Below are 22,205 nucleotides of genomic sequence, written 5' to 3'. Positions count from 1 at the left end.
GCCTTGCCGGACCTTTTGGCCGGCAAGGCCGCGGCCCGGGCTTTTTCTTTGCTCATGGCCATCCAGGCCATCGCGCCGGCGCTGGCGCCCATCATCGGCGGCCTGCTGGCCGAGCCCATCGGCTGGCGCGGCATCTACTGGGTGCTGGTGGGCCTGCACGTGGTGCAGCTGCTCCTGGCGTGGCTGGTCGTGCCGGAAACCGGCGGCCGGAACCGGCAGGGTCACCTGCTGGGCCAGGTGCTGGGCAATTACGCCACGGTGCTGTCCCACCCGGCGATCCTGGGCTACCTGGGCTCGATGTCCTTCGGCTTTAGCGCGATGTTCTGCTACATCTCCGCCTCGCCCTTTGTCATTCAGGACGTGCTGGGCTTTAGCCCGGCCGGCTACTCGCTGGTCTTCGCGGTGAATTCGCTGGGCCTGTTGGCTGCGAACTTGGTGAATATGCGGCTGGTGGACAGCCACGGCCCGAAGGTGATGCTGCGCGCCGGGGTGGGTTTAAGCGTGTGCGCGAACGCGGTGCTCCTGGCCACCATCGCGCTGGGGGTCGGCGGCGGGGTGGTGCTGGTCGCGCTGTTTTTCTGCGTTGCGCCCACCGGGTTCATCATGGGCAATTCCGCGGCCCTGGCCACGGGCCTGCGCCGGGATAAGGCCGGTTCGGTCTCGGCCGTGATGGGCGGGGTCCAGTCACTGCTGGGCGGGCTGGTTAGCCCGCTGATGGGGCTGGGCAGTGATCGTCTGCTGACGATGTCACTGGGCATGTGCGCCTGCGCGGGCGTGGCGGCGGCCGCCGCCTTGGCCGCCACGCGCTGGCATGTGGGCGAGTAGTTTTACTTCTTGCCTTTGCCCAGGGCGATAAGGGCCAGGCCGATGGCCAGGATCCAGCTGTCCTTGGCGATGGCGGTGCCATCCTCGGACGGGCTGATGCCGTCGTCCTGGGTCATGTTCTCGTTGTTGAAGTACAGGGTCAACAGACCGGAGGAGAAGCCGGTCAGGGCCAGGCCCGCCAGGCGGTTCGGGATGAACGGGGCCAGCAGGGCGCCGCCGATGCCGATCTCCGAGTAGGAGATGAACTTGCCGAAGGTATCCGGATCCATATCGCCCAGAGCCGGGACGCCGGTGGCGGCGAAGTCACGCAGGCCAGCCGCGTTTTCCCCGTGCAGGCCCAGCTTGCCGATGCCGGAGTTGAGGATGAATGCGCCCGGGATAGCGCGCAGTGCGACAGAGGCGAGACGGTGGCCGAGGGTGGGCTTGGAAGACTTGGACATGATGCTCCTTATAAAAGCGAACGGGGATTGAACTTTCTGCTCCCCACTCTAGCAATGTTGATGCGTCACTGATGGGTGTGACTTAGGAGCTGCTCTTTTCATAGTGGGAAATGCGGAGAAGTAAGGCGAGCATGATGTAGTTCGCGATGATGGAAGATCCTCCGGCGGACATAAAAGGAGTGGTTAGCCCGGTCATGGGGATGAGTCCGGAGATACCGCCAGTGATGATGAAGACTTGGAGGGTAAGAGTGAGTCCGAATCCAGCGGTCATCAGTTTGGTGTAAGTATGGGAAGCGCGGAGGGCGATCCGAAAGATGCGAGAGCTAAGCAAGGAAAAAATAAGAAGCACGCCCGCAAGTCCGAAGAGTCCGAGTTCTTCCCCGACAGCACCGAGAATGAAGTCGGAGTGGGCTAGGGGAATGAGTTCGGGGTGACCGCTACCCAATCCCGAACCGGTTATCCCGCCACTGGAGAGTCCGAAAAGGGACTCCGAGAGTTGGTTGCCGATGGTGTAGTAGTTCGCCAATGGATCGCGCATATTAGATACGCGCTGCTGGATCTTGTCGGAAACCGCATAAATTAGGACCGAACCGACGGTTGTCAGAGCTATACCGATGAGCAGCCATGATACTCGTGAGGTGGCGATATAAAGCATGCCGAGGACGGTTAGGAAGAACAGTAGTGCTGGGCCGAAGTCATTGGAGACCCCCATGATAAGCATTACTAGTGCCCATACGAGAAAGATCGGGGCGAGGTCCCGCAGGCGTGGGAAACTAAGGGGGCCAATCTTAGTTCCAGCAATGGTAAACAGGGCGCGTTTCTGAGTAAATAGAATTGCAAAGAAAAGGATAAATAGTATCTTGGCGAATTCACCGGGTTGAATGGAGAAGGGGCCAAGCTTTAGCCAAATTCGGGCATCCGCAGCAGTAGGTTGTGGCCATACCAGTGGTAAAGCTAGAAGGATTAACCCGGTTAGTCCCGCAATGTGGGAAATGCGGGCAAGAGAACGCGGGTTGCTTATAAATAAGAGGAAAACCACGCAGGCAAGGCAGCCGACCAGAGTCCAGAGGATCTGCCGGCCGGCCAGCTCTTTGCCGGTAGAAGCGTCTAAGCGAATGATAAATATCAATCCGAGACCGTTAAGCGTCGCGCACAGCGGGAAAAGGAGCTGGTCTGCGTCAGGTGCAAAACGGCATAACAGCAGGTGAATAGCAAGCAAGCTGACGGAATAGATTCCGAGCAGCTTATACAAATGTTCCGGTGAAGTATCTGCATACCGCATGCTAAGAACGGCACTACACGTTAGAACCAGAACGGCTTGACAGGCCAGTAGGCTAAGCTCGATCCAGCGGGCGCGAGCTGAATGCGGTCCTGTAGTCCCTGGTACATTCAAGGATTGATAACTTATGAGCTTCATTGACGAGAAGTTAGGTCCTAGCAGAGGCGGATTTTGTCACTTGTTACGGTAGTGCGATAGTCGGTGACGACTTTGCCGTAGTAGCGTCCGTTTCCAGCGCACTTTGCAGCCGTCCGAATTGTCATGTTGTTGTGGCCGCCCGTGCCAGATAGATATTTATCGGGAAGAAAACCGGGTCGCTCCTTGTAGAGCTCAAGTCGAAAACCGGCTGTGTGGGAACACCCGGCTCGCTGGCCCTGGACTCCGACCCAAGGGGTGGACGGATTTTGGCTGGGGTGCCACACGGCAACGTAGCAGGAGCGAATCTGATTGGTGCCGGGCCCAGAAGCTTTGTTGGGATTTGCGAAGAAGGTCAGGGAGTCTTCGGTCTCATCAGGGATTTCGACCAAAGTTACCTCAGGATTATTTTGTAGTTCTTCCAGGCTGTACGAGACACCTTCTGGGTTGAAAAACTCCTCGTGGTATTCCTGGGCAGTTGCTGAGGTTGCGGTGAAAAGACTTCCGAGGACTAGCGCAGAGGCTAGAAGGCCGTTTGCTTTACGGAGGGGAAACAAAGAATACTCCTTAAGAGAGAGGGGACGCTCGGGATAGGTAATCCCGATGGAAACGTCTCAGCAAAGGTTACTGAAAAATAAAGACAAACGTATTAGGGGGTAATTTTTTCCGGAAAAGTAGACGGTGTTCAAGGCAGGACATTTGTACCGGGGGTAATTTTATTCATAGCGGCTTATTGCAGCGCCGAGGTCAGCCGCATGACGTTGTCCACGTAGCGGCGGAAGAAGCCGCGGGTGTTCCACTCTTCGAGGGTCAGCTCGTGGGAGACGCTGCGGTAGTTGGCGGCTAGCTGGTTGAGCTGGTCGATGAGGTCGCCGCGGGCTACCAGCATGGTGGACTCGTAGTTTAGTCCGAACGAGCGCATGTCCATGTTGGAAGAGCCGAACATGGCCAGCGGGTAGGTGGAGGTATTGGCCGGCTCGTCCGGGTCCGCGAGGGTGAACTTGGAATGCAAAACGTAGGGCTCGGGGAACTGGTAAATGTGGACGCCGGCTTCTAGCAGGGTCTGGTAGTAGGAGGACTGGGCGTGGTTGACCATGAACTGGTCGGCCTTGGCGGAGACGTAGAGCTCCACCCGCACGCCGCGGTAGCAGGCGGTGGTGACGGCCTCCATGAGGGACTCGTCTGGGACGAAATAGGGCGAGACCATCACTAGGCGCTCCTTGGCGTGGTGCACCACGGAGTTGAACATGCGCAGGTTCGGCTCCGTGGTATAGCCCGGCCCGGAGGGGATGAGCTGCAGGAAGTTGGCGTCGGCGTCCCAGGCGTCGTCGTAGGGCAGTTCTTTGAGCCCCAGGGTCTCGTTGGATTCCAGGTACCAGTCCACGGCGAAGACGGCGGCCAGGGAGGTGACGACCGGGCCGGTCAGCTCGACCATGTAGTCGATCCAGGCGCGGTCCTCGGTCTTGTACTGGCGCTTGATCATGTTCAGCGAGCCCAGGAAGCCGGTGTGGCCGTCGATGACCACGATCTTGCGGTGGTTGCGCAGATCGGGCCGGCGGAAGCGGAATTTGTGCAGCTGGATGGGCAGCATGAGGCGCCAGTCGACGTCGATGGCGTTGAGCTTCTTGCCGAAGCTGAAATAGCCCGGGTACTTGATGCTGCCTATCTGGTCGAGTAGTAGCTTGACCTCCACCCCGCGCTGGCGGGCGCGGGCCAGGGACTGGTAGAAGACGTCGGTGGCCTCGTCCCAGGACTGGATGTAGATTTCGACGTAGACGTATTCCTCGGCGGCATCGATAGCGCGGGCAATCGCCCGGATGCACTCGGCGTAGTCCGCGTGCAGGCCCTGGTTGTGGCCGACCAGGCAGGGGAAACCGGTCAGCTCGCGGTTGAGGTGGATGAGGGATTCAACCTCCGCGGGCAGGCGGTCCTCCGGATGATCCGGGGTGGCGGCGGTGATGTCGTCTATCATCTCGTTCGCCTCTTGCTGGATGCGGTGGCGCCGCCGGTTGATATACGGCGAGCCCATCAGCAAAAACAGCGGCAGGCCCACGAAGGGCAGCAACAGGATGGTCAGTAGCCAGGCATTCGAGCTGGACGGGCGGCGGCCCTCTGGGACAATGCCGATGGCGACGGCCTTGATGGCGTAGTCCAGCGCCATGAAGAAGGCCTGCCAGAAGGTTAGATCAATGCTCAGGCTCATTAGTGCACCGCGTCGAAGTCCGGAAGGTCGTAGTCCGCCATCAGCAGCACGTGGTCGGAGGTGCCCTTTTCCGCGCGTTCGCCCATGTCGACCGCGGCGGAGCGCACCCGCTCGGCCAGCGGCTGCGAGGCCAGCTGGAAGTCGATGCGCATGCCCTCGCCCTTCTGGAAGCGCATACCCTTGTAATCGAAGTAGGTCCAGCGCTCTTCCCGCGTGAACTGGCGGGTGACCTCCTGCGTGCCGGCCTCCAGCAGCATCTGGAAGGCGGCGCGCTCCGGCTCGGTCACGTGGGTCTTTCCCCGGAAAACGGACAGGTCCCAGACGTCCTCGTCGCGCGGGGCGACGTTGAAGTCCCCGGTCAGCAGCAGCTTGCGGTGGGAGCGCTGCTCCACGTAGCGCGCCAGCGCGTAGTAGAACTGCAGCTTGTAGTCGTAGTGGCGATCGGTGATCTCGCGGCCGTTGGGGAAATACAGGCTCCAGATCTCCACGCCGCGGATGACCACGCCCAGCGCGCGGGCCTCCGGGGCCTGCTCCTTGTCCGGGTCTTTGGCGAAGCCGGGCTGGCCGGGGAAGCCTTCGTAGGTCTCCTCCGGGGCCTGCTTGCTGATAATGGCCACGCCGTTCCACTGGTTCAGGCCGTGCCGGGCCACGTGGTAGCCGGCGTCCTCGAACACCTGGGTCGGGAATTTCTCATCAGCCACCTTGGTCTCTTGCAGACACAACACGTCGATGTCGTGGGCGTCCAGCAGGGCCAGCGCGCGCTCGGCCCGCGTGCGGACGGAGTTGATGTTCCAGGTGGCTATGCGCATGATTTACAGGGTAGCGAACCGCCGCCGATGGTGCTCATCCAGGCCGCACTCGGCGGCGATAGCGCGGGCGGCGGCATCCGGGACCTCCAGGACCATCACCGCGCGGGTCGCGCCCTGGGCCCGGCCCCAGCGCAGCGTGTCGCGCAGCTCGGCCGCGCTGGCCGGGGCGGTGGGCACGACCACCCACACCGTGTCGTCGCCGGCAGTACCCAGGGCGGCGGGCGCGGTGTCGGTGTCCTCGGCGCTAAAGTCATCGGGCAGCTTACCGACGTAGCAGACCTGCTCCGGGCCCAGTGGGCGGGAGTGCGGCAGGCCGTTTTTGCCGATGCGCTCCGGCAGCAGCAGGCGCGGGCCTGCGTGGTCGAGGATCTCGGTGGTCGGCATGGGGGTAAAACCGGCCGAGGGGCCCAGCGGCACCGAGCCGGAAGCGCGCATCAGCCACTGCCCGTCCGCCGACCACCGCTGGTGGGCCTCCGGGTAGGCGTTTGCGATGGCCTCCTCGACGTGGCGGATATCCGAGTTGCGGATGGTGCGCGGGGAGAGCTTCTTGATGATCTTCAGCTCGTCCGGCGCGATTTCCACCGCCTCCTTGTCAGAGGGGTAGCCGCCCACTTGCTGCGGGCGGATGACCAGCGGGTCGAGGCTTTGCACGTGCCCGATGACGTCGCTTTTGACCCCGCCGGCGTATTCGCGCCGGGCCACGACCCGGTCGCCTACCTCCACCGCGTCGGAGCGAAACGCGAAGCCCACGGCCTAGTCCTGCTCGTCCGTGTGCCCGAAGGGATCCTCGTCCACGCCCGGGGTCCAGGTCAGCCCGGCGACGTTCCAGCCCTCGCGCTTGATGGCCTTTTTGGCCGCGCGCTTGTAGCGCCCGATGAGGGTGTCGGTGTAGACGTAGCCGTCCAGGTGGCCGACCTCGTGCTGCAGGCAGCGGGCGAAGAAGCCGTAGCCCTCGACGGTGATGTCGTTGCCGTTTTCGTCCTGACCGGTCACCCGGGCCCAGTCGGCGCGGCCGGTGGGGAAGGACTCGCCCGGCACGGACAGGCAGCCCTCGTCATCGGAGCCGTCGTCCGCCGGCATGGTCACGGGGATTTCGGAGGTCTCCAGCACCGGGTTGATGACGCAGCCGCGGCGCATCTCGCCGTCTTCCTTCTCCGTGCCGTCGGGCCCGTCGGTGTCCGGGCAGTGGTAGACGAACAGGCGCTTGTTGATGCCGATCTGGTTGGCGGCCAGCCCGACGCCGTGGGCGGCGTCCATGGTCTCGTGCATATCGCTAATGAGCTGCTGGAACTCCGGGCTGGAGATGTCTTCCGTGACTTTTTCGGTGGGGTGATGCAGCACGGGGTCGCCGTGGATCACGATGGGGCGAATACTCATGTTCTACAGTTTAAGCATGTCCGCGCAATCTGACCTACCCGACCTGTCCGGCCTATCCGAGCAGGACGTGGCCATTCTGGACTTCGAAGCCCGCGCCCCGCGCGCCGTCGGCCGCAAGGAAGAGGCCATCCGCGCCCAGCTGGACCTCACGCCAGTGCGCTACCACCAACGCCTCAACGCGCTGCTGGACCTGCCGGCGGCGCAGCAATACGCGCCGGTGCTGGTGGGCCGCCTGCGGCGGGTGCGCGGCCAGCGCGAAGAAATCCGGCGCGCCGCGCAACAAAATGAAACTCCTGGGGTTTAAAGTAAGTTCTGTGACTAATGTGAATCAGGAGAAGAACGACGCCACCTCGACCAGCCTGCCCCTGCGCGGTTTCGCGATGGTGCTCATCGCCGTCGCCGTCGTGCTGGGCCTGTGGGCCCTCTACGCCCTGACCCAGGGCGGCGGGGACGAAGAATCCACCCCGGCCGCCGCCACCTCTTCCGCCCCTGCTGGCGGCGCGGAGGGCCCGACCACCTCTGCGGCCGCGCCCAGCCAGCAGCCGGAGGCCGACGCCGAGCACAGTAGCGACGCCCCGTCGCCGGCGCCGGCCCCGGCTGAGGACGCCGCCCCGGCAGCGGAACAGCCGGAGCAGGCCAACCCGGCCCCGGCCGAGCAGCCGGCCCCGAAGAAGGTCAGCGTGCTGAATAACTCCATGACCCAGGGCCTGGCCGATCGCGTCTCCCGTGACCTGGAGGGCAAGGGCTACGAGCTGGGCGAGGTGGGCAACTTCCCCGAGGAAGTCCTGCCGGAGACCACCGTCTTCTTCCCCAAGGGCGACGCGGTCGCGGAGGCCGAGGCCCGCAAGATCGCCTCGGGGCTGGGCGGCATCGCCCGCGAAAACATCGACAGCCTGCCGGACAGGGCCACGGAAGGCCGCGGGCTGACCGTGGTGCTCACCGATGCCTAAATACGTGTAAAGAAAGAATTAAAAGGCGCGGCAGCTAACGGATTCTAACGCCGAATAGATACGATTGACGCGTGAAGATCCCGGAAGAAAAATTCGCGCGCTCCGCCGAGCCCACCCTGGGCGTGGAGTGGGAGATAGCGCTGGTGGATCCAGACACGCGGGATTTCGTCCCGCGCGGCGCCGAGCTCATCGATCGAGTCCGTGCCGCGTACCCGGACGTCCGCCTGGAAAAGGAATTCCTGCAAAACACCGTCGAGCTGGTCACGGGGATTACCCACACCGTGCCGGAGGCCATGGCGGATCTGGGCGGCACCCTGGACAAGGTCCGCGCCGTGGCAGACGAGATGGGGGTTAAGCTGTGGTCCTCGGGAGGGCACCCGTTTTCCGACTTCCGTGAAAACCCGGTCTCGGAAAAGCAGGCCTACAGCGAAATTATCAACCGCGCCCAATACTGGGGCCAGCAGATGCTGCTGTGGGGCACCCACGTCCACGTCGGGATCAGCCACGAGGACAAGGTCTGGCCGATCATCAACGCGCTGATGACCAAGTACCCGCACCTGCTGGCTATCTCCGCCTCCTCCCCGGGCTGGGAGGGAATTGATACCGGTTACGCCTCCAACCGGACCATGCTCTACCAGCAGCTCCCCACCGCCGGCATGCCGTACCAGTTTTCCACCTGGTCCCAGTGGCAGGACTACATGCGGGATCAGGCGATCTCCGGGGTCATCAACCACACCGGCTCCATGCACTTCGACATCCGGCCGGCCTCCAAGTGGGGCACGGTCGAGGTGCGCGTCTCCGACGCCACGAGCAACCTGCGCGAACTTTCCGCCATCGTCGCCCTCACCCACTGCCTGGTCGTCCACTACGACCGCATGCTGGAGGCCGGGGAAGAGCTACCCACCCTGCAGCCGTGGCACGTGGCTGAGAACAAGTGGCGCGGGGCGCGCTATGGCATGGACGCGCTGGTCATCACCTCGCGGGAGACGGACGAGCGCTGGGTCAAGGACGAGCTGGCCGACCTGATGGAAGAGCTAGCGGACCTAAGCCGCGAGCTGGGCTGCGCCGAAGAGCTGCAGCTTATCAGCGAGATCATCGACGGCGGCGCCGGCTACGAGCGCCAGCGCGCCATCTTCGAATCCACCGGCAGCTGGGTCGGTGCAGTCGACCTGGCCTGCCAGGAGATGGAGGACAAACGCCCAGTGCGCTAGGCCGCGCGGTGCCGGCCGGTGACCACGGGCAGGTCCTGAGTGTCCGGGCCCTCGTCGACTCGGGTGCGCGGGATGAGCCGGTAGATGACGTAGACCAGCATGAAGACGATGGGGGAGCAGGAAAAGACCAGCGCCGGCCAGGTGGCCTCCAGCCCGTCTAAGGTGCGGTAGGCAAACCAGGGGAAGCTGCGCTGCCCCACGAACGGGGCGAGGACCAGGCAGAGCCCGGCGACGGAGAACAGCCCGACTACCTGCTCGCGGAGGACGGTGCCGCGCCATCTGCGGCCCAGAGTCTGGTTGATCCAGGCGAAAAAGCCGAGGCCCAAGGGCACCACCCAGACGAAGTGGTGGTACCAGCTAAACGGGGAGACCAGGCAGGAGCTCAAGCCTGTAAAGGCCAGTGCTAGCGTGTTGTTCCCGCTGCGGCTGGCCAGTGCTACCGCCGCGCAGGTCAGCACGAAGACGGCCACGACAACGCCCAGCCAGACCGGCCCGCCGGCCACGCCGAAGGCGCGCTCCAGCACCGAGCGCAGCGCCTGCGCGCCCGGGTTGGTGTGCGCGCCCACGCGCGAGGACTCGAACATCGACTCCGTCCAAAAGCGCATGCCGTCGCCCACCACCGCTAGGCCCACCACCACGGTGGTCAGGAAGGTCAGCACGCAGATGACCGCGTGCCACCAGCGGCGCTGAATGATAAAAATCAGGCCCATATACGCCGGGGTGAGCTTCAGCCCGGCGGCCAGGCCGGTGCCGATGCCAGCCAGGCGGAACTTCCGCGGCAGGAAATCGAGCGCGACCAGAAACATCAGGAAAACGTTGATCTGGCCGTAGAAGGCCGTGCCGTGGATGGGCTCCAGGTTGACGGTGGTCAGGGTGAAGACCAAGAACACGACAACCCCGAGCACCCCCAGGCGCAGGCCGCGCTCCCGCAGGGCTAGGGCGACGACGGCGAAAAGCGCCAGGAAGGTCGCGCCGTGCCACAGCGCCATGGTTGCGTTGTCGCTTAAGGGATCGAGGCCGGCGAAGACCACGCCGGCGAACGGGGGATAGGTGAAGGGGAGATCAAAAATCAGCGGGCCGTCGTAGAGCGGCTGGCCCTGGGCGACCTCCGCGCCGCCCTTGAGATAGATCGCCAAATCCAGGGGCATCCGCCAGACGAAGGCGGACTGTTCCCGCACCGGCGCGATCTGGTGCCAGGCCCACCAGGTAAGGGCCAGGAAAACCAGCCCGACGGTGGGCAGACCGTAGATTTTCTTCACAGCGGGGTGCCTGCTACTTCCGACGCATGGATTTGCCTGCCGGTCGGTCGTTGCGTGTCATATCCTCTTCCTTTCCGTACAGACCCTCACGCCGGGCAATACGGGACATGCGCTGCGCGGTAACGGGACTGGTCATCATCGCAAAGAGTACCAGTAGGAAGAGCATGCCGAGGTCTCCTCGCTCCGCGCCCCCGAAGGTCTCGGAGCCGGTCACCCTAATGAGGGCGCCCAGCATGGTCAGGATGAGCCCCACGGTCTGCGGCTTGGTCACGAAGTGAACGCGGGACATGGTGTCCTTGTAGCGCACCACGCCCACGGCCGCGGAGAAGACCAGCAGCGCGCCGCAGACGATGAGGATGAGCGAGACAATATCGGCGATGAGCGAATAAGTCACTGGTTATCCCTCTTCCTAAAGCGCGTGACCGAGACCGTGGAAATGAAGCCCAGCAGGGCCACGACCAGCATGGAGTTGACCACGGTGGTGTTCAGCGTCCAGCAGATATAAACCGCCATGGCGCACTGGAACATGGCGACAAAGCCGTCCATGCCGATCAGCCGGTCCATGGAGTTCGGGCCGACGATGATCCGCCAGGTGGTCATCAGGAATGCGGCCATGAACAGCACGGCGGCGCCCGCCAAGACGATGTTGTAGATTGTCGGGTCCATCTAGCGCACCTTCCTTTCAAAGATATCGATCATGTGCGCCTCCAGCTTGCGGATGTTGTCGATCTCGCGCGCGATGTCGGTGTCCGTGTCCGCGTCCAGCACGTGGGCGGTCAGCATGCGGTTGGCGATGTCGATATCCGTGATCGTGCCACCCGGCTGCAGGTTGTAGAGCATCACCGCAAAGGATAGAACGAATTCACTTTCCACGCGCATGGGGACGTTTAGGATGGCGCTGCGCGGCTTTGGCTGGGGGCGCACGCCCAACCAACCGACCTTCAGCGAGGCCTGAAAGAGCTCCCCGGTCCAGGTGAAGGCGTACTTGATGAGCCTGCCCCAAGATACCGACAGGCCGTTGATGGGCATCGCCGGCAGCGGGAAAATCACCATGATGACGAGCCCGACGCCGACCCCGGCGACGATGTTGGCAATGGAGACCTCGCCCATGAGCAGCACCCACATGACGGTGATAGCCAGCAGGAAGCCCGGGCGGAAGCGGTATCTGAGCCGGCGGGAAAAGGTGGGTTTGATGGGATGAGTCATTTACTCTTCCTCCTCCGACTCGTCGATGTCGTTCGGGCTGGTGGCAACCCCCGGCTCCGGCTCGGGCAGCGGATGCGTGCGCGACTCCAGGGAATCCTGGCCGCCGTGGTAGCGCTCGCGCTGGTCCAGGTGCCGGGTGGGGTTGTCCGCGTTGTCGCCCAGCACCGCGTACTGGTAGATCGAGGTGTCCTGCGCCGACTCGGCGGCGCGCGAGGTGATCCCGGAGATCGGGCCGGCCAGGAAGGTGATCGCCGTGGAGGCGACCACCAGCAGCGCGGTGGAGCCGACCATGCCCAGCGGCAGCTTGCCGACGTCCTCGCGATCGGAGTAGGCGACCTCGTCGGTGATATCGCCCAGCGGGGACGGGCGGGCCATGGCCACGTTGCCCTCCGGGGCATCGGCGCGGTCGCGCAGGAAGCCCTTGGACCAGACCAGCATCATCACGTAGAGGGTCAGCAGGGAGGTGATCACGGCGCCGGCGATGAGCACCCAGGACAGCCAGGAGCCCTCGTTAGCGCCGGCTTGCAGCAGCAGGATCTTGCCCATGAAGCCGGAGAACGGCGGGATGCCGCCCAGGTTGACCGCCGGGATGAAGTACAGGATGGCGATCAGCGGGGCCGAGTAGATGAGCGAGCCCAGCCGGCGCAGCGAAGAGGTGCCGGCCTGGCGCTCAATGAGGCCGACCACCAGGAACAGGGAGGTCTGCACCAGGATGTGGTGGACGGCGTAGAAGATCGCGCCGGACAGGCCCTGGGCGGTGCCGAGCGCCACGCCGAAGATCATGTAGCCGATGTGGCTGACCAGGGTAAAGGACAGCAAACGCTTGATATCGCTTTGGGCGATAGAGCCCAGAATGCCCAGCACCATGGTGGCCAGGGCCACCCACATCAGCAGCGTGTCCAGGCGCCCGTCGGTAAAGACCGTGGTGCGCATGCGGATAATCGCGTAGACGCCGACCTTGGTCAGAAGGCCCGCGAAGACTGCGGTCACCAGCGACGGGGCGGTGGGGTAGGAGTCCGGCAGCCAGGCGTCCAACGGGACGATGGCGGCCTTAATCGCAAAGGCGATAAGCAGCACGCCGTAGATGGCGGTCTGCGTGCCGGCCGGGATGTCCTCCATGCGCATGCCGATCTGTGCCAGGTTGACCGTGCCCACGGAGGCGTAGACCATGCCGATTCCGAAGAGGAAGATCATCGACGAGGCCATGGAGACCATCACGTAGCCCACGCCGGCGCGTACGCGGCCGGGCGAGGCGCCCAGGGTCAGCAGCACGTAGGAGGCCACCAGGAAGATCTCGAAGCCGACGTAGAGGTTGAACAGGTCGCCGGCCAGGAAGGAGACGTTCACGCCCATGGTCAGCAACATATAGGTCGGCAGGAAGACCGCCACTGGCTCGTCCTTGGAGCCGTCGCGCACGCCCTGGGAGATGGCGTACCACATCACGCTAAAGAGCACGATGGAGGAGGTAAACAGCATCACCGAGGCCAGCCGGTCGGCGGCCAGCGTGATGCCCACGGGTGCGTCCCAGCCGCCAATCTGGACGGTCTGGATGCCCTCCGCGTCGGCGACGATGATGAGCACCGCGTTCACCGCGGCCGTAACCAGCAGGGAGAAGAACGCGATCTGGCGCTGGACGCCCGGCTTCTTGGCGAACATCATCGCGGCCGCGGCGGCCAGGGCCGGGATCAGGATGGGCAGCGGAATGATGTAGCCCATGTTCGGCAGGGCCCAGTCGACGATGGGCTGGAAAGTCTCACTCATCCTTGGCCCCCTTCACGGGCTCCTCGAAGAACTTCGGGCCGAATTGGTCGCCGTGCTTGGTGGCGCGGCCGGTGGTCGGGTCGTCGGAGGCGTCGTGGTCCGGCGCGGCCGCCGCGTTGCCCGGGCGGGCGGCGATCTTCGCGATGGCGGCATCCTCCGCGTCGTCCTCAATGACGTCGGCGGTGCGGTAGCGGTACTGGCGGTAGGCCAGGGTGAGGATGAAGGCCGTCATGGCCATGGAAATCACGATGGCGGTCAGGATCATCGCCTGCGCCAGCGGGTCGGCGATCTTCTCACCGTACTGGGCGGTTTCCCGGCCCATCACCGGCGGGGAGCCGGCCGAACCACCGGCCTGCAGGATGAGCAGGTTGGCGCCGTTGCCGATGAGCAGCAGGCCCAGCATCATCTTGGTCATGGCGCGGTCGAGCAAGAGGTAGACGCCGGCGGAGATCAGCACGCCTGTGGCGAGCAGCAAGAACAGGTTCGCTTCCATTTATTTCTCCTTTCCGGTGGATCGGTTGGTGATGTCGTTGGCGGTGGACTGGTGGTGCGCTACCGCCTTGGCCGGTTGGGCGCGGGCCGCCGCGGCCTTCTTGTTTTTTGCGTTTTCGCGTTGGCGCTGGCGGCGGGCCAGCGAGCGGGCCCGGTCGCGGGCGCGCTGCTTACGGACCTCTTCCTCCTCGTCGAGCTTGCCGCCCAGGGAGAAGAGGATAAACAGGATGAGTCCGATGACGATCAGGTAGACGCCCACGTCGAAGACCAGCGCCGAGGGGAAGGACACGCTGCCGATGAGCGGGATGTCCAGGGAGCCGTAGGCCGAGGCCAGCGGCGGGCGGCCGAAGAACATCGGCACAATCGCTGCGGCCAGGGAGGCGAACAGGCCCGTGGCCATGAGCCGGCCCGGATCGACCGGGAGGGCCTCCTCCAATTCCTCGCGGCCGCCGGCCAGGTAGCGCAATGTGAGTGCCAGCGCGGCGACCAGGCCGCCGGCAAAGCCGCCGCCCGGGGCGTTGTGCCCAGCGAAGAAGAAGTAAAAGCTCAGCGCCATCATCAGCGGGAAGAGGATGCGGGTGGACACGTCGATCATGAGCGAGCGGTTCAGGGCCTGCTCTGTCTCGACCTCCGCGGCCAGCCAGCGGCGGCCGGTCACCCGCAGCGTCGGGCGGCGGGAGTCGCGCTCGAAGGACTGCGTGCGGAAAATCAGGGAGGCCACGCCGATGGCGGCGATGACTAGCACCGTGATTTCGCCCATGGTGTCCCAGGCGCGCATGTCGACTAGGAGGACGTTGACGGCGTTCGCGCCGTGGCCGATCTCCTTGGCCAGCTCCGGCATGGGCTCCGAGATGGGGTCTGCGGTGCGGGAGTTGATGGCGAACATGCCCACGATGGTCACGGTTAGGCCCACGCCCACCGACAGCCAGGCCCGCAGCCGGTTGAGCTGGGGTCCCTGGCGCCACTCGACGTTGGCCGGCATCTTGCGCAGCACCAGCATGAACAGCACCACGATGAGGGTCTCGACCAGCAGCTGGGTCAGGCCCAGGTCCGGCGCGCCCTGCAGCGCGAAGACGGCGGAGAGCCCGTAGCCGGACACGCCGACGATCAGCACGGCCGACAGGCGGTTGTGCGTGACGGTCGCCGCGATGGCCGCGACGATCATGATGATGGCGGCGATGGCCTGCCAGGGGCTTTCCGCCACGACCATGCGCACGTCGTTGAGGCCGCCGGAGACGATCGCGGCGGCCGGCAGCAGCATGAGGCAGGCGAAGATGATGGTCAGGTTCATCTGCAGGGAGCCGCGGTGGGTGAAGGCGGTGGTGCGCAGCGACAGGTTGCGGATGCCGTCGATGGTGGCATCGTAAGCCACGTCGGCCGAGCCCAGGGCCGGGTGCTCCAGCTGGGCCTTGGCCACCACGCCGCGCTGCCAGTGCATGGCGACACCGCAGACGATAATCAGCGCGGAGATGGCCAGCGGCAGGTTGAAGCCGTGCCACAGCGCCAGGTAGGTCGCCTCCGGGTCCGCGCCGTAGACGTTGTCCAGGTGCTGGTTGATGAGAACCGACAGCGGGCGTGGGAAGACGCCGAAGGCCACCGTGCAGGCGGTCAGCGCGGCCGGCGGGAACCAGAGCATGGGCCCGATGGCGTGCATGTTCTCCACCGCCTCGGAGGTGCCGCCGCCCGTTGGGTGGGTGGCCGGCTTGGTGGCGAAAGCGCCCCAGAGGAAGCGCAGCGCGTAGGCCATAGTCAGGATGGAGCCTAGCACCACGCCGACTAGCAGCATGTTGCGCGGCATGCCGACCAAAAGCTGCTCGTGCATGACGGACTCGATGACCGCCTCCTTGGTCACGAACCCCAACAGCGGCGGGATGCCGGCCATGGACAGCGCGGAGACGATCGCCAGGCCGTAGACCACCGGGTGGCGGCGGCCCAGGCCGGACAGCTCGTTGATGTCGCGGGTGCCGGCGGTGTGGTCGATGGCGCCGACCACCATGAACAGCGGGGCCTTAAACAGTGAGTGGGCAAACGTCAGCGCCAGGCCGGCCAGCATGGCCTCTCTAGAGCCGATGGCCACCACAGCGGTGATAAAGCCCAGCTGGGAGACCGTGCCGTAGGCCAGGATGAGCTTGAGGTCTTTCTGCTTCAGCGCCATCCAGCCGCCCAGCAGCATGGTGATAACGCCCAGCGGGATGATGACCAGGTGCCAGGTGTCTACCACCTGCAGGTCCGGGGCCAGACGGGCGACCAAATAGATGCCGGCCTTGACCATGGCCGCGGAGTGTAGGTAGGCCGAGACCGGCGTCGGCGCGGCCATAGCGCCCGGCAGCCAGAAGTGCGCCGGGGCGATGGCGGACTTGGTCAGCGCGCCGAAGAGCATCAGCACGATGGCCGCGGTGATGTACGGGGTGAGCTCGATCTGCTCCAGCCCGGAGATCTCCGAGAAGTGCCAGATGCCAGTCTGGCGGCCGAAGAGGATGATGCCGACCAGCATGGCCAGCCCGCCCAGCACGGTGACCATGAGTGCTTGTTGGGCGGCGCGGCGGGAGGAGGCGCGCTCGCCGTAGTAGGAGACCAGCAGGAACGACAAAAGGGAGGTGATTTCCCAGAAGACGTACATCAGCAGCATGGAGTCGGAGGCCACCAGGCCGAACATGGCGGTGGCGAAGGCGACCATTTGCGCGCCGAACATGGACAAACGCCGGGGAGTTTGGTCGAAATAACCCCAGCAGTAGACCAGGACCAGCGCGCCCACGCCCAGCACAATTAGGCTGAACAACCCGGCGAGGGAGTCCAGCCGCAGGTCGAAGGCCAGGTGTGCCGCGGGCATCCATTCGACGGAGACGTCGACGGATCCGCCGTGGTTGAACGTCCCGCTAGCAAAGAGGCTGAGTACCCACACGAAGCCGGCGCCAGGGACGAGGGCGAGCATACCGAACGCGGGTCTGCCCAGATAGTGGATCAGGATAGGCGCACTGATCGAGGCGATTAGCAGTGCGCAAAGCAAAATCAGCACGGTGAGACGAGTGCTCCCTACGTGTAAGTCGCGGATAGGACAGGGTGCCGCGAGGAAAGGGTCCATGTCGACGCACAACGGTGCTGCCCCAGCGGCAGTCTGCACTCATTCACCGCGCTTAAGGATGGCGGCGGAACCGATCTGATTTTCACTGAGAAACACAAGCGACACCACCAAGTGGGAGCGTCCAGCGTTGAGGCGGCGTCATGAATGGCGCGGCCAACGTTTCCCCACTTTACCGTTAAAGTGCTGGTTTTTAAACCTAAATTTTTCCACGCAGTATTATATGGGCTCAGTTGGCGGCGCCCGTTGGGTTTATTTACCGTAACGCAGGAGGAACAGCGCCTCGGCGGTGGCGATGCGCTCGATTTCCGTCGGATCCACGGACTCGTTAGCGGAGTGGATGGCCGCCTGCGGATCCTCGACCCCGTACAGCGCGATCTCCGCGTTCGGGTGGGCCTCCTGCAGCTCCACGGTCAGCGGGATGGAACCGCCCATGCCGACCTGGGCGACTTCCGCGCCGTAGGCGGCCCCCAGGCACTCGCCCAGGGTGGCCAGGGCTGGCTTGGTCGGATCGGTGGTAAACCCGCGGTTGACCTCCGGGACCTCGCAGCTTACGTGCGCGCCCCACGGGGTGTGGGCCTTAAGGTGGCTGACGATGCCGTCGATGACCTCGCGCGGGTCCATATCGGCCGGCACGCGCACGTTCAGGTTGGCCTGCGCGGTGGCGGGCACGGCGTTGACCGCCTCGGCGACCGGGGTGGAGGTAAAGCCGGTCACGCTCACGGCCGGGCGGGCCCAGAGGAAGTCGGCCACGGCGTCGGTCTCATCGCCCAGGATGCCCACGCCGTCCAGCAGCTGCGCGTCCGCACGGTAGTCCTCGCGGGAGTACTCCCGGCCCTCCCACTTGGCGCGGGTGTCGACGCCGTCGATGACCAGGCGGCCCTGGTCGTCGCTGAGCGAGTCAATGGCGCGCATCAGGGCCTTGACCGCGTCCGGGGCGGCGCCGCCGAACTGGCCGGAGTGTACCGGGGAAGACAACGTGTCCACGCGGACCACGATCTGGCCACCGCCGCGCAGGGAGGTCGTCAGCGTCGGCTGGCCGACCTTCACGTTTCCGGCGTCGGCGATCATGATGGCGTCGGCGGCAAAAAGCTCCGGGCGGGTCTCGATGAGGTGGGACAGGCCCTCGCCGCCCTGCTCCTCGGAGCCCTCGATGAGGAATTTCAGGTTCAGGTCGGTCCCGCCTAGGGCCTCGACGGCGCGCAGGGCCGCCAGGTGCATGGCGACGTTGCCCTTGCAATCTGCGGCGCCGCGGCCGTACCAGCGGCCGTCGCGCTCGGTCAGGGTGAAAGGATCAGAGTCCCAGCCGGCGGGGTCGCCGGCCGGCACGACGTCGGAGTGGGAGTAGAGCAGCACCGTCGGCGCGCCCTCCTTGCCGGCGCGGGTGCCCACCACGGCGGTGGAGCCGTCCACCGCGGCAATCTCTTCCACCTCGGCGCCCAGCTCGCGCAGGGCGTTGGCGGCCCACGCGGCGGCCTTTTCGGTCTGGTCTTGAAGCTCCGGATCCCCATGGACGGAGTTGAAGCCGACTAGCTCGGAAAGCTGCTTAAAAATCTGCTCGCGGTCGCCGGTGACGAATTCGAGTGCTTGCTGTGCGGAAATGTTTTCGGTCATGCCCTCTAAACTACCCGTCCCGCCTACTGGGAGGCTCGTTTAGGGAATTAACCTGTCAAGTACTAGAATTTCGTTAACTCGCAACCAGGAAACTACCCACTAGGAAACCTATCCTGTCAGGTTTCGGCAGTACGCCTTCCGGACGCGGGCGAAAACCTCCATACTAGCTAGAAAGGACCTGGCATGGCGACAACGGAAACCGCCGCCGGTTCACAGACGAGCCTGCGGGAGCTTACCCTCCGCGGCATCATTATCGGCGGGCTTATTACCCTAGTCTTTACCGCCGCTAACGTTTACCTCGGCCTGAAGGTGGGGCTGACCTTTGCCACCTCCATCCCGGCAGCCGTGATTTCCATGGCTATCCTGCGGAAGTTCGCCGGGCACAATATTAAAGAAAACAACATTGTCCAGACCATCGCCTCGGCAGCCGGCACCCTGTCGGCCATCATCTTCGTGCTGCCCGGCCTGGTCATGGTCGGCTACTGGACTGGTTTTTCCTTCCTGGAGACCGCCGCGGTCTGTGCCATCGGCGGCATCCTGGGCGTGATGTACTCCATCCCGCTGCGCCGCGCCCTGGTCACCGGCTCCGACCTTCCGTATCCGGAGGGCGTCGCCGCGGCTGAGGTGCTCAAGGTCGGCGACGACAACGGCAACCACGTCGAGAACGCCCGCGGCCTGCGCGTCATCCTAGTCGGCGGCCTAGTCTCTGCGGGGATGAGCCTGCTGGCGGCCATGAAGGCTGCTGCTTCCTCGCTGGGCAGCTATTTCAAGCTGGGCGCGGGTGCGACCACCCTGGGCATGAGCCTCTCGCCGGCGCTTATCGGCGTCGGCCACCTGGTCGGCCTGCCCGTGGGCATCGCCATGCTGGTCGGCGTCGGCATCTCCTATTTCATCCTGTTGCCCTGGAAGACCGGGGATATAACGGCCGTGGCCAGCCTGCCGGATGTGGTGGACACCGTCTTCTCGGACGAGATCCGCTTCATCGGTGTGGGCGCGATGGCGATTGCCGCCATCTGGACGCTGCTGAAGATCATCGGGCCCATCGTCAAGGGCATCGGCGAAAGCCTCACCTCCTCCCGCCTGCGCAAGGCGGGCCAGGCTGTCGACGTCACCGAGCGCGACATCCCCTTCCCGTACGTGGTCACCACCATCGTGCTGCTGATGCTGCCCATTGGGCTGCTGCTGTGGGACTTCGTGCAGGGCACCGACATCCACGAGCACATGGGCGTGCTGATTACCGTCTCCGTGCTCTTTACGCTGCTGGCCGGCCTGATCATCGCCTCGGTCTGTGGCTACATGGCCGGCCTTATCGGCGCGTCTAACTCGCCGATCTCCTCCATCGGCATCATCGCGGTGCTGGCCGCCTCCCTGATCATTGCCGCCGTGACCCGCGGCACGAGCGCCGATCCGCTCTCCCTGGTGGCGTATACCCTGTTCACCGCCGCGATCGTCTTCGGTATTGCCACGATTTCCAACGACAACCTGCAGGATCTCAAGACCGGCCAGCTGGTCGGCGCGACCCCGTGGAAGCAGCAGGTCGCCCTGGTCATCGGCGTCGTCTTCGGCTCCCTGGTCATCCCGCCCATCCTGCAGGTCATGCTGACCGGTTTCGGCTTCCAGGGCATGGAGGGCGCCGGCGAAGACGCGCTGGCCGCCCCGCAGGCCGCCCTGATGTCCTCGGTCGCCTCCGGTATTTTCGACAGCTCCCTAGACTGGAACCTCATTTTCCTAGGAGCCGGAATTGGCGCCATCCTGATCGTTATCGATGAGACCCTGCAGCGCACCACCGCGAACAAGTCCCTGTCGCCGCTGGCCGCCGGCATGGGCATGTACCTGCCGGCCACGCTCTCGGTGACCATCCCGATCGGCGCCCTGTTGGGCTATTTCTACAACCGCTGGGCCGCCAAGCAGGACGGCGCGGAGGCCAAGAAGCGGCTGGGCACCTTGGCCGCCACCGGCCTCATCGTCGGCGAGTCCCTGTTCGGCGTGGTCAACGCGGCCATCATCGCGGCCTCCGGCGGCGACAGCCCGCTGGAGATCTTCGTCGGCGGCCCCGCCGCCAACTGGGTCGGCGCCATCCTCTTCGTGGTCGTGCTCGCCTTCGTCTACCGCTACACCGCGAAGAAATCGCAGGAGGCCTAAGGCGCTCAGAAAACTAGAAGCAGAGTTTACGCAGATTTAACTCACGGGCTATCTCGACTGCGTAGGCTCTGCTTTTGCATTCGTATAGTAGAGGAGAAAAGCCCGTGAGCCCTTTTAACCGCCGTACTTTCCTGGCCGCCACCGGCGCGCTGGGAATGACTGCTGCTGCCACCACCCACCAGCCGGCCGCCGTCGCGGCCCCAGCGCAAAAGGCGCTGCGCTTTAACGCCGAGCGCTGTTTCAAGGTCATCCAGTTCAACGACACGCAGGATGACCACCTCACTGACCGCCGGACCATCGAGTTCATGGAGAAGGTTCTGGAGATGGAAGAGCCCGATTTCGCCCTTATTAATGGTGACGTCATCGCGGCCGGGCCGGCCACCAACGAGCAGGTCTACCAGGCCATCAACAACGTGGTCTTACCGATGGAAGAGCGCGGCATCGCGTGGGCGGTGACCTTTGGCAACCACGACGAGGACCCGGCCGAGGAGGTCGAGGCGGTCACCGTGCGGAAGCCGGAGATGACCCGCTTTGTCAGGCAATACCGACACAACCGCAACGCGCCGGCCACGGGGGAGGGCTATGGCGTCTCGAATACGTTGATTCCTCTCCTGGATGGAGACAAGCCCGCGTTTGCGCTCTGGCTGCTGGACTCGGGCGCGTACCTCGGTGAGGAAGTCGCCGGCCAACCGGTGGAGGACCTGCCGGGGTACGACTACCTCCGCCCGGCCCAGATCCGTTGGTACGAGGACAATTCCCGGAAGCTGGAGGACCAAGCCGGCGCGTTGGTCCCGGGGCTGATGTATTTCCACATTCCGACCTACGAGCACCGCGACATGTGGTTCGGCGGTCCGGACAAGAATTCCCTGATCGATCATGGGAAGGCGAAGCAGCGCCATCAGATTGTCGGTGAGAAGAACGAGGACGTCTACAAAGGCGCGTTCAACTCCGGCATCTACGCCGCGGTGGCCAACCGCGGGGACGTCAAGGGCATCTACTGCGGGCACGACCACATCAATACGTATAAGGGGAACTACTTCGGTGTGGAGCTGGGTTACGCGCCGGGCACCGGGTTTGGCCCCTACGGCCTGCGGGACGGCACGCTGGCCATGCATACACTGCGCGGCGCGCGGGTTTTCGAGCTGAATCTGGATGCGTCGGAGGTATACGAGTCCACCCGTGTCATCTTCGCCAAGGACTTGGGGTTGGACATGTCCCCGGCCAAGCAACCCCTGGATGCGCCGAAGGCTTTGCCCGATTACGTCACTGCCGGCGAGGAAGAGGGTTCGAGCAGCCTAAACTCCAGCAGTCTGAGCTCAGGCAGCTCGTGGTAGGAAGCGTCCTTGCACTCGGGGGTCCCGAGTGCCAGAATGGTCTTTAGCACTTGCAGAAGGCGAGTGCTAGAAATCTTGGTTTGCATGGT

At 64.4% G+C, this 22,205-nt stretch carries 20 protein-coding genes; 6 read left to right on the top strand and 14 right to left on the bottom strand.

The annotated features are described in order from the left end of the window. Window positions 1-825: MFS transporter (locus HMPREF3067_RS05410; protein WP_141759329.1), on the top strand; the 825-nt coding region annotated here is incomplete at its 5' end. A gap of 2 nt (window positions 826-827) precedes the next feature. Here HMPREF3067_RS05410 and HMPREF3067_RS05405 read toward each other — a convergent pair. The 6 genes from HMPREF3067_RS05405 to HMPREF3067_RS05380 all read right to left on the bottom strand — a co-directional run bounded on the left by HMPREF3067_RS05405 (window position 828) and on the right by HMPREF3067_RS05380 (window position 7,068). Next, the gene (locus HMPREF3067_RS05405; protein WP_070768699.1) at window positions 828-1,265 is read right to left on the bottom strand and encodes a hypothetical protein; all 438 of its coding nucleotides are present in this window, start codon (window positions 1,263-1,265) and stop codon (window positions 828-830) included. 82 nt (window positions 1,266-1,347) lie between these two features. Continuing rightward, on the bottom strand, window positions 1,348-2,547 hold the full coding sequence (locus HMPREF3067_RS05400; protein WP_083319148.1) for an FtsW/RodA/SpoVE family cell cycle protein: 1,200 nt from the start codon (window positions 2,545-2,547) through the stop codon (window positions 1,348-1,350). A gap of 862 nt (window positions 2,548-3,409) precedes the next feature. Then, window positions 3,410-4,882, bottom strand: a complete 1,473-nt coding sequence (locus HMPREF3067_RS05395) for a phospholipase D-like domain-containing protein (protein ID WP_070768697.1) — start codon at window positions 4,880-4,882, stop codon at window positions 3,410-3,412. After that, window positions 4,882-5,691 (bottom strand): exodeoxyribonuclease III, encoded by an 810-nt coding sequence (locus tag HMPREF3067_RS05390; protein WP_070768696.1) that lies wholly within the window; start codon window positions 5,689-5,691, stop codon window positions 4,882-4,884. The genes HMPREF3067_RS05395 and HMPREF3067_RS05390 overlap by 1 nt, the downstream gene beginning before the upstream one ends. Before the next feature lie 3 nt (window positions 5,692-5,694). After that, window positions 5,695-6,441: a GNAT family N-acetyltransferase, cg3035/Rv0428c family gene (locus HMPREF3067_RS11420; RefSeq protein WP_070768695.1), complete on the bottom strand. Its 747-nt coding sequence runs from the start codon at window positions 6,439-6,441 to the stop codon at window positions 5,695-5,697. 3 nt (window positions 6,442-6,444) lie between these two features. Next, entirely contained in the window at window positions 6,445-7,068 is a 624-nt protein-coding gene (locus tag HMPREF3067_RS05380; RefSeq protein ID WP_070768694.1) for a peptide deformylase, read from the bottom strand. Here HMPREF3067_RS05380 and HMPREF3067_RS05375 point away from each other — a divergent pair. From HMPREF3067_RS05375 to HMPREF3067_RS05365, 3 genes are all read left to right on the top strand, one after another. After that, window positions 7,067-7,372, top strand: a complete 306-nt coding sequence (locus HMPREF3067_RS05375; RefSeq protein ID WP_070768693.1) for a DUF3263 domain-containing protein — start codon at window positions 7,067-7,069, stop codon at window positions 7,370-7,372. The genes HMPREF3067_RS05380 and HMPREF3067_RS05375 overlap by 2 nt on opposite strands. A gap of 10 nt (window positions 7,373-7,382) precedes the next feature. Then, window positions 7,383-8,018: a LytR C-terminal domain-containing protein gene (locus tag HMPREF3067_RS05370; protein ID WP_083319147.1), complete on the top strand. Its 636-nt coding sequence runs from the start codon at window positions 7,383-7,385 to the stop codon at window positions 8,016-8,018. A 71-nt stretch (window positions 8,019-8,089) separates the two neighbouring features. After that, window positions 8,090-9,229 (top strand): glutamate--cysteine ligase, encoded by a 1,140-nt coding sequence (locus HMPREF3067_RS05365; protein WP_070768692.1) that lies wholly within the window; start codon window positions 8,090-8,092, stop codon window positions 9,227-9,229. On the opposite strand, the gene HMPREF3067_RS05360 is transcribed toward HMPREF3067_RS05365, so the two are convergent. From HMPREF3067_RS05360 to HMPREF3067_RS05325, 8 genes are all read right to left on the bottom strand, one after another. After that, a complete protein-coding gene (locus tag HMPREF3067_RS05360) occupies window positions 9,226-10,488 on the bottom strand; it encodes a glycosyltransferase 87 family protein (protein ID WP_070768691.1) in 1,263 nt (420 codons plus the stop codon). The two genes, HMPREF3067_RS05365 and HMPREF3067_RS05360, sit on opposite strands and share 4 nt — an antisense overlap. 13 nt (window positions 10,489-10,501) lie before the next feature. After that, complete coding sequence (locus HMPREF3067_RS05355) at window positions 10,502-10,882, bottom strand: monovalent cation/H(+) antiporter subunit G (protein ID WP_070768690.1); 381 nt, start codon at window positions 10,880-10,882, stop codon at window positions 10,502-10,504. Further along, window positions 10,879-11,154, bottom strand: coding sequence for a monovalent cation/H+ antiporter complex subunit F (locus HMPREF3067_RS05350; protein WP_070768689.1), 276 nt, complete (start codon window positions 11,152-11,154; stop codon window positions 10,879-10,881). Before HMPREF3067_RS05350 ends, HMPREF3067_RS05355 begins: the two co-directional genes overlap by 4 nt. Beyond that, on the bottom strand, window positions 11,155-11,694 hold the full coding sequence (locus HMPREF3067_RS05345) for a Na+/H+ antiporter subunit E (protein WP_070768688.1): 540 nt from the start codon (window positions 11,692-11,694) through the stop codon (window positions 11,155-11,157). Next, window positions 11,695-13,455: a Na+/H+ antiporter subunit D gene (locus HMPREF3067_RS05340; RefSeq protein ID WP_070768687.1), complete on the bottom strand. Its 1,761-nt coding sequence runs from the start codon at window positions 13,453-13,455 to the stop codon at window positions 11,695-11,697. It lies immediately after the preceding gene. Beyond that, on the bottom strand, window positions 13,448-13,948 hold the full coding sequence (locus HMPREF3067_RS05335) for a Na(+)/H(+) antiporter subunit C (RefSeq protein ID WP_070768686.1): 501 nt from the start codon (window positions 13,946-13,948) through the stop codon (window positions 13,448-13,450). The genes HMPREF3067_RS05340 and HMPREF3067_RS05335 overlap by 8 nt, the downstream gene beginning before the upstream one ends. Then, window positions 13,949-16,963, bottom strand: coding sequence for a Na+/H+ antiporter subunit A (locus HMPREF3067_RS05330; RefSeq protein WP_070768685.1), 3,015 nt, complete (start codon window positions 16,961-16,963; stop codon window positions 13,949-13,951). A gap of 315 nt (window positions 16,964-17,278) precedes the next feature. After that, a complete protein-coding gene (locus HMPREF3067_RS05325; RefSeq protein WP_070768684.1) occupies window positions 17,279-18,640 on the bottom strand; it encodes a dipeptidase in 1,362 nt (453 codons plus the stop codon). A 183-nt stretch (window positions 18,641-18,823) separates the two neighbouring features. On the opposite strand from HMPREF3067_RS05325, the gene HMPREF3067_RS05320 reads away from it, so the two are divergent. Both HMPREF3067_RS05320 and HMPREF3067_RS05315 read left to right on the top strand, forming a co-directional pair. Next, window positions 18,824-20,782, top strand: a complete 1,959-nt coding sequence (locus tag HMPREF3067_RS05320; RefSeq protein WP_070768683.1) for an OPT family oligopeptide transporter — start codon at window positions 18,824-18,826, stop codon at window positions 20,780-20,782. 104 nt (window positions 20,783-20,886) lie between these two features. Beyond that, window positions 20,887-22,116 (top strand): metallophosphoesterase family protein, encoded by a 1,230-nt coding sequence (locus tag HMPREF3067_RS05315; RefSeq protein ID WP_070768682.1) that lies wholly within the window; start codon window positions 20,887-20,889, stop codon window positions 22,114-22,116. Window positions 22,117-22,205 lie beyond the last annotated feature (89 nt).

Source organism: Corynebacterium sp. HMSC04H06, from assembly GCF_001815935.1.
Classification (GTDB): domain Bacteria; phylum Actinomycetota; class Actinomycetes; order Mycobacteriales; family Mycobacteriaceae; genus Corynebacterium.
The sequence above is the reverse complement of the archived record's forward strand: the minus strand, read 5'-3'. Positions and strand labels throughout refer to the sequence as shown.

What these genes read in the sequence shown, in the direction of transcription:
- HMPREF3067_RS05405 (WP_070768699.1), bottom strand. Translation starts at nt 1,265, where the DNA reads ATGTCCAAGTCTTCCAAGCCCACCCTCGGCCACCGTCTCGCCTCTGTC.
- HMPREF3067_RS05345 (WP_070768688.1), bottom strand. Translation starts at nt 11,694, where the DNA reads ATGACTCATCCCATCAAACCCACCTTTTCCCGCCGGCTCAGATACCGC.
- HMPREF3067_RS05400 (WP_083319148.1), bottom strand. Translation starts at nt 2,547, where the DNA reads ATGCGGTATGCAGATACTTCACCGGAACATTTGTATAAGCTGCTCGGA.
- HMPREF3067_RS05325 (WP_070768684.1), bottom strand. Translation starts at nt 18,640, where the DNA reads ATGACCGAAAACATTTCCGCACAGCAAGCACTCGAATTCGTCACCGGC.
- HMPREF3067_RS05395 (WP_070768697.1), bottom strand. Translation starts at nt 4,882, where the DNA reads ATGAGCCTGAGCATTGATCTAACCTTCTGGCAGGCCTTCTTCATGGCG.
- HMPREF3067_RS05390 (WP_070768696.1), bottom strand. Translation starts at nt 5,691, where the DNA reads ATGCGCATAGCCACCTGGAACATCAACTCCGTCCGCACGCGGGCCGAG.
- HMPREF3067_RS05335 (WP_070768686.1), bottom strand. Translation starts at nt 13,948, where the DNA reads ATGGAAGCGAACCTGTTCTTGCTGCTCGCCACAGGCGTGCTGATCTCC.
- HMPREF3067_RS05340 (WP_070768687.1), bottom strand. Translation starts at nt 13,455, where the DNA reads ATGAGTGAGACTTTCCAGCCCATCGTCGACTGGGCCCTGCCGAACATG.
- HMPREF3067_RS05350 (WP_070768689.1), bottom strand. Translation starts at nt 11,154, where the DNA reads ATGGACCCGACAATCTACAACATCGTCTTGGCGGGCGCCGCCGTGCTG.
- HMPREF3067_RS05380 (WP_070768694.1), bottom strand. Translation starts at nt 7,068, where the DNA reads ATGAGTATTCGCCCCATCGTGATCCACGGCGACCCCGTGCTGCATCAC.
- HMPREF3067_RS05375 (WP_070768693.1), top strand. Translation starts at nt 7,067, where the DNA reads ATGTTCTACAGTTTAAGCATGTCCGCGCAATCTGACCTACCCGACCTG.
- HMPREF3067_RS05320 (WP_070768683.1), top strand. Translation starts at nt 18,824, where the DNA reads ATGGCGACAACGGAAACCGCCGCCGGTTCACAGACGAGCCTGCGGGAG.